Consider the following 11,032-nt stretch of genomic DNA (forward strand, 5'->3'; position numbering starts at 1 on the left):
CCCAGGTGTTCGTCGAGGAGCTGGGCGATGGTGCGCGGCTGATCATGAACAGGATTCCGGCAGGCACCTTCCAGATGGGTTCACCGGAGCAAGAGCGGGGGCGCATCGCTAACGAGGGCCCGGTGCATGAGGTAAGGGTGGCTGAATTCCTGATCGGCCAAACACCAATCACCCAGGCCCAGTGGCGGGTGGTGGCGGGTTGGCAGGAGCGACCGGGCGAATGCTGGGGCCGGGAGCTGAACCCCGAACCTGCCAAGTTCCAGGGCGAGGAGGCCCGCCTGCTGTCAGGGGAGATGAACACCAACGAGCGGCCGGTAGAGCGGGTGAGTTGGTTGGATGCGACGGAGTTTTGCTCTCGGCTGAGCCAGCGCACGAAGCGCAATTACACGCTGCCGAGTGAGGAGCAGTGGGAATATGCATGCCGGGCGGGGACGAGTACGGCGTATTATTTTGGACCCATTATCTGTTCAGATCTAGCCAACTTCAAGGGGGAGAAGATAGCTAATGAAGATTCACTAGATTCCTCTGATCCACAGCCACTCGAGAGGGAACAGACCACGCCGGTCGGGATGTTCCCCGCCAATGCCTGGGGACTCCATGACATGCACGGCAACGTGCTGGAGTGGTGTTTGGATGCCGTTCGCAGCAGTTACGAGGACGGGCCATACGATGGGAGTGCCTTGGTGGATTCGCAGGCACTTAAGGAACAACAGAGAATTACTCGTGGCGGATCCTGGAGCATGCCACCAAAATTCTGCCGCTCGGCCTTCCGATCGCCTTTCCGATCACCCTCCAAGACGAATGTTACGGAAGGCCCCTTCGACGATGTCGGCTTTCGTGTGGTCTGCTTGCCGAAAAGTGTGTCTGGAAAGAAGTCTAATCCTCAAGAGCTTGATCGCGGATTCGATGCAACCGTTCTTTGGGTGGATGACAATCATGACAACAACCGGAGTGAACGTTCCGAGCTGGAGAAGCTTGGCATCAAGGTTCTCCAGGCAGGTTCAACGGAGGAGGCCCTTGCGGTTCTTTTAGACCAGCCTATTGATGCGATTATTTCTGATATGTTGCGCCATGGGCGGCCCCGCGCCGGATTGGAGTTGCTCCAGGAGATCAAGGCCCGTGGCCGATCCATCCCGGTTGTCTTCTATGTGGGAGTGAAGCGACCCGAGCTTGAGGCCGAGGCTATGGAGCTGGGTGCTGCAGCCGTGATCAATCAGCGTGATCAACTTTACGTTGCAGTAAAGTCTATTCTGTCAAGGAGATGATTAACTAGATCTCCTTTTCATTGGCATGGAAGCCAGCTCAGGTGTGCATGCAAGATGGGCAGGCAGCTCCTAGACATTAAAGTGAGGATTAAACCGTTGTTGACGGGCAGGCATCACCAGTTCCTCCGCCTTTGACTCTGCGCTCACTGCTGAGCTGGTCAGCCTGCGCCTAGGGCCTGCGTGCGATACACGGCAACGGGTGGGAGTGGTGCCTGGATCACCGGCACGTACGGCTCCACTACAGGCTGCAGCTCCCCATCTAGAGCCATGCGGCGACAGCCAGGCCGTTGCCTCCCAGATTGCCAGCACCAGCCTGCGGAAGGGGTAATCTACCTAAGACCTCATCTGGACCCGATGCGCTCGAGTGCCTTCATTAGTTACAGCCATAAGGACAAGCAGTGGCTTGAGAAGCTGAATGTAATGCTCACGCCTTTTACTCGGGATGGGATGGAGGTGTGGAGTGACCAGAAGATCAAGCCTGGCGCCCTTTGGGCAGATGAGATTCGCAAGGCTCTTGCCGATGCAAAGGTGGCAATTCTGTTGGTGAGCCCAGATTTCCTGGCATCAAAATTCATTGATGAAAATGAGCTGCCGCCCCTGCTGGCAGAGGCTGAACGTGGTGGCCTTGTAATTCTCTGGATACCGATTCACTTCAGCAACTACAAGCAAACTAAGATAAATGACTATCAGGCTGTTTGGGAGCCTTCCCAGCCACTGGCCAGTCTGAGCAAGTCCAAATTGAATCAGTCCTTGGTGTCCATTAGTGAAACCATCGCAGAGGCAATGGAGCGTTGAAATGGCTGCTGAAAAGGACTTGGTATTTGTCTCCTTTTTCGCCAACGCAGGAAGCGCAGCACAGAAATCGTGTGAAGCGATAGTAACTCAGCTTAAACCCTTTACGCGTAGGAACGACAGCTTTGAGCTTTGGGATCGAAGCATGATCCAGGCCGGGAGCAACAAGGATGTCGCGATCAATACCGCGATTGGACGCTGCAGGGTTGCGGTTGTGTTGGTGAGCTATGAATACTTGGCCTCCGAGCATTGGGAGAAAGAGGCGAAGCCGTTGCTGGCGGCTCACCAGACAGGTCAGATTCATTTGTTATGGCAGCAGATCTCACCTTGCAATTGTGATCAAGAAGAAATCATCCAATACCAGCAGGTGATTTCAGGATCTGTCTTGACGAAATGCTCGCGTGCCGTACGAGAACAGCATGAACAGAAGATATCCGAAGTGGTTTTTCAGACCTGGAATGAGTTCGCGCCTCTCGCTCAGCGTCTGCAAGCACTACCCACCGATCAGCCAGTGCCAATAGCGAACAAGCCTGCACCGGCCCGCATGGCATGTGATGCCGTAGCACTGGTTCTCACTCCTTCAGGAGAAGAAAAAGAATCCGAGCGCTTTTATCAGTGGAGGGCTTTCATCCAAAGGGTTGGAGAGAATCATTTTCAAGAAGTCCCCAACGGTGATATCGGTGCGGAGCCTTCCTTCGCTAAAGAGAAACTTCCCGAGCTGCTGCATAGCCTGCAAGGCTGGATCAAGATCGACAGTAAGCTTGAGGATGTTCCTGTGCTGGAATTATTTGTTCCTGATGATCTGCTTGATCAAGACTGGGGGAGCATCAGCACTCAAGCTGGCGAGGACAAGCCCTTACACACCTATCAACCCTTTCTCCTGCGCTCCTCGGATCGCCTGCTCAATCGCGAGTGGAATATACGGCGTGGAGCGTTAAAGCGGATGTACCAACACCTCATCGAGGGAACCGGGGCTTGGCTGCCGCAAGATCAGCTCATCAAGGCGCAGATTCTCGAAACTCTGGATGGGCAAACTCAGGATAAAGATGCCGGTGACGCCGTGATCGCCGCGATTTGTTTGATGCAATCCACCACGTTGAAAAATAGAGCGTCCTGGCTGAGATCGGTCCTGATGTCCATGGCTCCTCTTGTGGTTTGGCCCTCTCATAGGAACTCCCTAGGGGAAGAGCAAGTGCAACTCTGTTTGCGCCATCTACCCTTGATCCGAGAAGAAATCAATCAAGGGCGCACGGTGAAACGACCCCATTGCCCGGATCTGACACGCCTGGCCAAGGCACGACAAAAGTGGAGCCATCCTGAGGTTGATTTGCGGGGCCTCACCATCCTGGTGGACCATCCCGACCGCGCTCCTGATCGGACAATGCTTCAAGCGCTCTTCTCGCCCTCTCGCCAAGACCCTTCCAGCGCTCCTGAAGGGGAACGCCCCGGATCTGTATCTGCGCTCCTCATTTCCTCCTGAGCATGCCCAAATCGCCCCCCAACTCCTGGGACCTCTTCACCAACAACGGCAGCCCGCGTCCTGCCGGGGCCACCTGGCCCCCTATGCCCCCCTGGCGGGTGCGGCATCTGCCGGATGGCCTCGAGGCGCAGGACGTGCCCCAGTTGGAACCCGCCTCCAACACCGTGCAGCGGGGCCGGGCCTTTCGCCTGCCCCGGGTGGGCCAGGCCATCATGCCCTTGGGGGAGCGGTTGCGCCTGGCTGTAAACGCGGCGATCCATCTGCGCCGGCCGCTGCTGGTCACCGGCAGCCCTGGCACCGGCAAAACCAGCCTGGCCTACGCCATCGCCTGGGAACTCAACCTGGGGCCGGTGTTGCGTTGGTCGATCTCTCCTCGCAGCCAGTTGAAAGAAGATGGGCTGTTTCAATACGACGCGATCGCCCGCCTTCAGGATTCGCAGATTTACCGTGACGAAACCTTCTCGGTGGCGGAGTACATCCGACTCGGTCCCGCCGGTACGGCTTTTCTCCCCTGGAAGCGGCCACGGGTGTTGCTGATCGATGAGATCGACAAATCCGATATCCAACTTCCGAATGAACTGTTGAGCCTTTTGGAGGAGGGGACGTACACCATCCCTCCCCTGCAGCGGGAAGTAGACCGCGCCAGACGGAAACCGGAGCGCAACAACCAGGCGTTGCCTCCCCCTGAGGACGTGCCGGTGCGCACCGCCGATCAAAACGGCACCGCCCTCGTGCGGGCAGGCCTGGTGCAGTGCAAGGAGTTTCCGATTGTGGTGATGACGAGCAACCGGGAGCGCGATTTTCCGCCCGCTTTTAACCGCCGCTGCATCCGTGTGGAGATGCCTCACCCCAGCGAGGCCGACACCCTCAAGGAGGTTGTGCTGGCCCATTTCCACCCCGAAGCAACTTTGGGCAAGGGCGTCAAGGAACATCCATTTCTGAAGGATGCGCCAGTGCCCGAAGAGATCGAGGCGTTTCTCAGAAAGGATGAGAACGGCGATCTGGCCACCGATCAACTGCTCAATGCTCTGCACTTGCTCACCCTGGAGCAGACCAGCCAGAACCTTTGGCTATCCCCTGATGCGGTTGCTGGCGATCAACTGCGATCCATCCTTTACAGAGAACTGCATGGGCGCGATGGCGCCGATAGTGATGGGATGACCTGATGCCCGCTCGCCAGCCTGGTTCCGCCCATCTGGCCGAGGCCCTGAGCTGGATGGTGGCCCACAGCCAGGCCAGCCCCGATGAACTGACACCCGGCCCCCTGGAGCTTGCCGAGGTGCTCTGGCTGGCGGGGCGCCTCCCGGAGCTTCCCAAGCGCCGCAGGGTTGTTCACACGCCGCCTCTGCCTGATCCAGGCGATCCGGCGCCCGGATCGATCAGTCCACCCCCTCAGCCCGAGCCGCCCGAACCGGAGATCCGGCCCGAAGCCCCCTCCCTGCCCCCCGATCCCTCCCTGCCCACCCCCTTCCCCGGCATCTCGGCCGAGCCCGTGCCGGAAGACCCCCTGCTGCCGGTTGCCGTGCTGCCGGACGAGCAGGACGTGGCCAGGGATCTGGCCGGCATGGTGCTGCCGGGCCGGGTGCGGGAGGAGGCGCCCCTGGGCGATCGCGACAAGCTGCTGCGCGCCCTGGCGCCCTTGCTGCGGCGCCGACCGGATCCCCGGCGCCAGCGCTTCAATGAGGAGCGCACGGTGGATCTCTACGCCCAGACCGGCTTGCTGCTGCCGGTCTTTGAGCCTTGCCAGGGCCCGGCCTTTGATGAGGTGCTGCTGCTCCGCGATGGCGGGGTGTCGATGCAGGTGTGGCGGCGGCAGGCTGAGGAGCTGCAGCGGGTGTTGGCCTCCACCCAGGTGTTTCCGAGGGTGCGGTTGCAAGAGCTCCAGCCTGCGCCGGTGGAGCGAGGCATGGATTCGGCCGCCCGCCAGCAGGCGGTGGAGCAGCTGTCCAGAGCGGCCAAGCTGCAGCCGGGAGGCCGGACGCTGCTGCTGTTCCTCAGCGACACCGCCGGCCGGCACTGGTGGGATGGGCGCATGTTTGCGGCGCTGGAGATCTGGGCCCGTACTTGCCCCACGGCGATCCTTCAACCCCTGCCGATGTGGCACTGGAACCGCACGGCCCTGTCGGCGGTGGAGCGTGTGACGGTGCGCAATTCAAGCCCCGCCGCAGCCAATCCGGCCTATGCGGCCGACCCCCTGAACTGGTGGGAAGTGCCGTTGTCACCGGGGCGTGATCTGCCGCTGCCGGTGTTGCCCCTGAATCGCGAGGGTCTGGGCACCTGGAGTGCCGTGCTGATGGGCCATCCCGCCTATGCCACCCCAGGCGTGGCCCTGGCGCATGGGCCCCAGCTCCAGCAACGGCTTCGGCAGTTGCTTGGCGATCGCGACCTCACGGCGCCATCGCCTGCCCCCATGCCCCTCACCGCCGAGGAGGCCGCAGCCCGCTGGGAGGCGTTTCAAGCCATGGCCTCTCCCCAGGCTCAGCAATTGCTGATGGTGATGGCCACAGCTCCGCTGCTCACCCTGCCGGTGATCCGCCTGCTCAAGGCGGCGAAGCTGCCGGAGGTGGCCGATTCGTTGCCGATCGCCGAGGTGCTCACGGGGGGCCTGGTGTTGCGCAAGCAGGCCCCTTCTGACTCGAAGGCGCACAACGGCAAGTCGCTGCGACCGCAGCACATTCAGTTTGAAGTGCTGCCTGAGGTTGCCATCCTGCTCCGGGATCAGCTGCCAGCGACCGAACGCCGCGATGTGATCAGCCGCGTCAGCGCCCTGGTGGAGCGCCGCTGGAACCGCAACCGCATGATCGGCGAGCCCTCCTTTGAGGCAGTGTTGTGCGACCCCACCGTTTCGCCACCCGAAGGGTTGGAGGGTGTTGTGCAGTTCGCCTCTGTCACGGCCCGCCTGCTTGACGGCCTGCCCGGGGCGGAGGCCCAGGCCTTCGCCGAGCGCATCCGCCAAGGCAGCGGCTTGCCGCCAGGATCCCCCTGGCCCGCCTCAATGGCCTTTGCGGAGGTGGCATTTGAAGCGGCCCAGCTGGTCGACACCCCCGAGCTGGAGGCGGTGGCCTTCACCACGGCCCGGTGGAACGAAGTTGTGCTGCGGCAGGTGGTGTTTCGGACCCTGCGGCCAACTGATCTGCTGACCTTCCTGCAGCAGGTGGAGAGGGAAGGCGGCGCTGCGGCCCGCGCCAGCCTGCCCATCGCAACCGCCTGGGCCTTCCACGAACCCCTCCGGCGAGATTCCCTACGACCGGGCGACACCACTGACAAGGGCAATCCCCTGGCCCTCACCCTCGTAGAAATCCTCGCCGGCACCTTCCTGATGGGCTCCCCCCCGGAAGAACCTGAGCGTTTCGACGATGAAGGCCCACAGCATGAGGTGACGCTGGAGAGCTTCTTCATGGGCCAAACGCCGATCACCCAGGCCCAGTGGCGAGAGGTGGCGGGCTGGCAGGAGCGGCCGGGGGAACGGTGGGGCAGAGAGCTCTCGGCGGATCCCTCCCACTTCCAAAGCAAGGACGGGCAAGAGGAGAACAAGGTGCGCTTGTTGGAAGGCGAGAGCAACACCGACCAGCGGCCCGTGGAGCAGGTGAGCTGGTTGGAGGCGATGGAGTTTTGCTCCCGTTTAAGCCAACGCACTGGGCGCACCTACACGCTGCCGAGCGAAGCCCAATGGGAATACGCCTGCCGGGCGGGAACGACAACGCCCTTCCATTTCGGCGACACGATCAGTCCGGAGCTGGCCAATTACAACGGCGACTATGTCTACTTTGATGGGCCTAAAGGGATCAATCGAGAGCAGACCACGCCAGTGCTGGGGGTAGGGCAGTTTCCGGCCAATGCTTGGGGCCTCCAGGACATGCACGGCAATGTTTGGGAATGGTGCCTGGATGAATGGCACGAAAGCTACGAAGGAGCACCCACCGATGGCCGAGCCTGGGTGGATGGGGAGGAAGGAGAAAAGAGCAGCGAAACCGAAAAGAGGAGTCTGCTGCGCGGCGGCTCCTGGCTCAGCTACCCCGGGCTGTGCCGCTCGGCCTTCCGCAGCCTCGGCGGGCCCGGCGGCGCCGACGACGGCGTCGGTTTCCGTGTGGTCTGCCTCCCCCAGGGCCCTTCCCTTAACCCTTAAACCCTCAATCCCTCAACACTCGGCTGTTGTTTAACCCTGGCTGTTGGCTTGCGGCCGTTGGCTGTTCCCGAATGGCGCCGCAGGCGCCTCGATTCAATGGCCCGCACGCAATCCGGTGATTGGGGCCCACCTCAGCGCAGGAGCTGAATTTCCAGCGGCAGCGTCAACCCCGTCCAGGCCCGAAGCGCAAGCGTCACGGCTGTGATCAACTTCACGTTCACCCCTGCCGCGAGCGATTGCTGCACCACCTCGGATCCAGGCTTCTGCCTCAGAAAAGCCAGCAGCGCCGAGGCATCGAGTACAACCTGCATCAAGACCCTTCCTGCGGGGCCTCCAGGCGCCGTTCGGCAAGCAATTCGTCTACCAGCTGGCGATCGGTCGGCAACCCGGCGAAGCGAGCCCTCAGGCGCTGCTTAATGGCGTCTGGTTGTTCCAACACCTGCCTGTCTTGCCCTTGTCGTCTGCCACGCCCCATGTCCATACCCTCCACCGCCGAACTGCCGATCCAGGAGGCCACCCTCGACCTGATCCGCTGGTTCCTTCCAATCCTCCACCGTTTGCCGCGCCAGCACCGCCACGGCCTTGGCGAGCGGCTGATCACCAACCTCTACGAGCTGCTGGAGCAGCTGGCCCTGGCCCGCTTCCAACGGGAGCGGCTGGTGATCCTTGAGCCCCTGCGCGGGCGGATTCAGCTGATCCAACTGCAGGCCCGATTGCTGCATGATTTCCAGTTGATTGATCTGCGCCGCTATGAGCACGCCAGCCGCCTGATCAACGCCGTTGGTCGCCAGCACAGCGCCTGGCTGGCCCAGCAACGCCGCCCCCCCGGATGACCCCCACGAACCTCTACCCCCGCCTCACCAGCTTCGCCAATCTGCATGCCGCCGCCCGTCGCGCCCAACGGGGCAAGCGCTACCGGACCGCGGTGCTGGCCTTCAACGCCAACCTGGAAGCGGAGCTGCTGCGGCTCCAGGAGGAGCTCCGCTCCTTCACCTACAGCCCAGGCCCCTACCGGCGGTTCCGCATCCGTGATCCGAAACCGCGCTTGATCAGCGCCGCCCCCTACCGCGACCGGGTGGTGCACCACGCCCTCTGCGCTGTGATTGTGCCGCCGCTGGAGCGTGGCTTTCACCGCGGCAGTTTTGCCAACCGGCGTGGCTTCGGCAGCCACCGGGCCCTGCGCCGCTTCGTGGCGGCCGCCGCCCGCCACCGCTGGGTGCTGCAGGCCGACATCCGCCTTTACTTCCCCAGCATTGACCTCACGATCCTGCGGGCTCAGCTTGCGGCTGCTATCGGATGCCCTGGCACCCTCTGGCTCCTCGATCAGATCCTGGCCAATGGCGCCAGCCACGGCCCCGCCCTCGATGCTTTTCTCGGCGACAGCCTGCTCACGCCGCTGGAGCGGCCCCGGGGCCTGCCGATCGGCAACCTCACCAGCCAATTCCTCGCCAATCTGCACCTCAATGCGCTCGATCACACGCTCAGCGCCCTGCCTGGCGTGCTCGCTTACCTGCGCTACGTGGATGATCTCGCGCTGTTCGCCGACCACCCCGAGCCGCTGCGGCTGGCCCGTGGCCGGCTGGAGACCGAGTTGGCGGCCCTGCGGCTGCGGGCCCATCCGGTGAAAACCCAGATCCGCCGCTGCCGTGATGGCGCCAGCTTCGTGGGTTTCGTGGCGCGGCCAGGCCGGCTGCGGGTGCGCAACCACAATCTGCGGCGGGGCCGCCGTCGCCTGAAGCTGCAGCACCGGGCGGTGTTGGCTGGAACGCTTCCCGCCGCCGCCGCCCGCACCAGCCTGCTGAGCTGGAACGCCCACCTCGCCCACGGCCACACCTGGCGCCTGCGCCGCCGTTTGTTCGCTGGCCTTTCCTATGCCGTCGACCTACCCTGATGGCGGGCGGGTCGTGCAGCTGCTGCGCGGCGGCTCCTGGAACAACAACCCCAGGAAGTGCCGCTCGGCCTACCGCAACCACAACGAGCCCGGCAACGCCAACAACAACGTCGGTTTCCGTGTGGTCTGCCTCCCCCAGCACCCTTCAAAGTCCGAACCGTTGGAAGGGATTCCAGCGGGAGCACAGGAAGGGTCCAGACCCGCTCCCGTGATCGGCCGGCCCAGGCCTCCGATCCGCACAGCGCCGGGGGGTGCCCCGGCGGCTCCTGGCCCTGCGCCGGCCGCCGCTGGATGTGCGCCTCCCTTTTCGCGGCCATGACGCAGAGCGCCCCCCGCACGGTGAGGTTCCTGCTGCACCACCCCGCCCAGACGCAGGGGTTTCGGGAGCTGTTGGGGCCGATGTTGCCGGCCCCCACGGGCAAGGAACCCATCGGCAAGGCAGCGGCCAAGAAGGCATCCCGTGCGAAAGCTCCGCAGCAAGGCCCGCTGGATGAGGCTCCGCCCCTCACCATGCTTTGGATCCCACCCGGACGGTTTTGGATGGGTTCGCCTGCCCAAGAGCTGGAACGCTCAGGCAACGAGGGCCCCCAGCACCTGGTGCAGCTGGAGGGGTTTTTCATGGGCCAGACGCCGATCACCCAGGCCCAGTGGCGGGCGGTGGCGCGATGGCTGCCCCGGGAGGGGGAACGCTGGGGGCGGGAGCTGGACCCAGATCCCTCCCGTTTCCAGGGAGAGAAAGCCCGCCTGCTGGAGGGTGAAACGACGACAGACCAGCGGCCGGTGGAGACCGTGAGTTGGTTCGACGCGGTGGAGTTCTGTTCCCGCCTGAGCCAGCGCACGGGGCGCATCTACACCTTGCCGAGCGAGGTGCAGTGGGAGTACGCCTGCACGGCGGGCACAAGCACCCCCTTCCATTTCGGGGAAACCATCACGCCGGAGCTGGCCAACTACGACGGCAATTTCACCTACGGAGATGGTCCCAAGGGTAGCTATTGCGAGCAGACCACTGATGTGGCCAGCTTCCCGGCCAATGCCTGGGGCCTGCACGACATGCACGGCAATGTGGAGGAATGGTGCCTGGATGAATGGCATGAAAGCCACGAGGAAGCACCCAGCGATGGCCGAGCTTGGGTGGATGGCAAGGAAGAAGAAAAGAGTAAAGAAAGAGAAAAAACCAGGCTGCTGCGCGGCGGCTCCTGGAGCTTCAGCCCCAGGGGCTGCCGCTCGGCCTTCCGCACCCCCCTCGGGCCCGGCCTCGCCAGCTACCTCGTCGGTTTCCGTGTGGTCTGCCTCCCCCAGGGCCCTTCCCTCAACCCTTAAACCCTCCATCCCTCAACACTCGGCTGTTGCTTAAGGAGACTCTGGAAAACCCCACCACCCTGCGCGAGAATGGCCGTGTGATCGCAGGCGTGAACAGGGTTCATGGGCATCAAGCAGCTCGGCTTTGGTGATTACGAGCAGTCCACGGCCAAAAAGCG

At 62.9% G+C, this 11,032-nt stretch carries 10 protein-coding genes; 9 read left to right on the forward strand and 1 reads right to left on the reverse strand.

The annotated features are described in order from the left end of the window. Positions 1-5: 5 nt before the first annotated feature. The 5 genes from KBY66_RS07565 (at position 6) to KBY66_RS07585 (ending at position 7,663) form a co-directional block, all read left to right on the forward strand. Positions 6-1,265, forward strand: coding sequence for an SUMF1/EgtB/PvdO family nonheme iron enzyme (locus KBY66_RS07565; RefSeq protein ID WP_255088686.1), 1,260 nt, complete (start codon positions 6-8; stop codon positions 1,263-1,265). Positions 1,266-1,619: 354 nt separating this feature from the next. Next, a complete protein-coding gene (locus KBY66_RS07570) occupies positions 1,620-2,060 on the forward strand; it encodes a toll/interleukin-1 receptor domain-containing protein (protein ID WP_255088687.1) in 441 nt (146 codons plus the stop codon). 1 nt (position 2,061) lies between these two features. Then, on the forward strand, positions 2,062-3,537 hold the full coding sequence (locus KBY66_RS07575; protein ID WP_255088688.1) for a toll/interleukin-1 receptor domain-containing protein: 1,476 nt from the start codon (positions 2,062-2,064) through the stop codon (positions 3,535-3,537). 212 nt (positions 3,538-3,749) lie between these two features. After that, positions 3,750-4,703: an AAA family ATPase gene (locus tag KBY66_RS07580; RefSeq protein WP_410001003.1), complete on the forward strand. Its 954-nt coding sequence runs from the start codon at positions 3,750-3,752 to the stop codon at positions 4,701-4,703. Then, the gene (locus KBY66_RS07585; protein WP_255088690.1) at positions 4,703-7,663 is read left to right on the forward strand and encodes a formylglycine-generating enzyme family protein; all 2,961 of its coding nucleotides are present in this window, start codon (positions 4,703-4,705) and stop codon (positions 7,661-7,663) included. The genes KBY66_RS07580 and KBY66_RS07585 overlap by 1 nt, the downstream gene beginning before the upstream one ends. A gap of 131 nt (positions 7,664-7,794) precedes the next feature. Here KBY66_RS07585 and KBY66_RS07590 read toward each other — a convergent pair whose 3' ends face one another. Beyond that, complete coding sequence (locus KBY66_RS07590) at positions 7,795-7,974, reverse strand: hypothetical protein (protein ID WP_255088691.1); 180 nt, start codon at positions 7,972-7,974, stop codon at positions 7,795-7,797. Positions 7,975-8,136: 162 nt separating this feature from the next. Here KBY66_RS07590 and avd point away from each other — a divergent pair, with 162 nt between their 5' ends. From avd to KBY66_RS07610, 4 genes are read left to right on the forward strand one after another with little or no spacing between them, the layout of a single operon-like run. Then, a complete protein-coding gene (gene avd, locus KBY66_RS07595) occupies positions 8,137-8,496 on the forward strand; it encodes a diversity-generating retroelement protein Avd (protein ID WP_255088692.1) in 360 nt (119 codons plus the stop codon). Next, on the forward strand, positions 8,493-9,554 hold the full coding sequence (locus KBY66_RS07600) for an RNA-directed DNA polymerase (RefSeq protein ID WP_255088693.1): 1,062 nt from the start codon (positions 8,493-8,495) through the stop codon (positions 9,552-9,554). The genes avd and KBY66_RS07600 overlap by 4 nt, the downstream gene beginning before the upstream one ends. Beyond that, positions 9,535-9,873, forward strand: a complete 339-nt coding sequence (locus KBY66_RS07605) for an SUMF1/EgtB/PvdO family nonheme iron enzyme (RefSeq protein WP_255088694.1) — start codon at positions 9,535-9,537, stop codon at positions 9,871-9,873. Before KBY66_RS07600 ends, KBY66_RS07605 begins: the two co-directional genes overlap by 20 nt. Beyond that, a complete protein-coding gene (locus tag KBY66_RS07610) occupies positions 9,870-10,874 on the forward strand; it encodes a formylglycine-generating enzyme family protein (RefSeq protein ID WP_255088695.1) in 1,005 nt (334 codons plus the stop codon). The genes KBY66_RS07605 and KBY66_RS07610 overlap by 4 nt, the downstream gene beginning before the upstream one ends. Positions 10,875-11,032 lie beyond the last annotated feature (158 nt).

The organism is Synechococcus sp. Tobar12-5m-g, from assembly GCF_024345415.1.
Lineage (GTDB): Bacteria > Cyanobacteriota > Cyanobacteriia > PCC-6307 > Cyanobiaceae > Regnicoccus.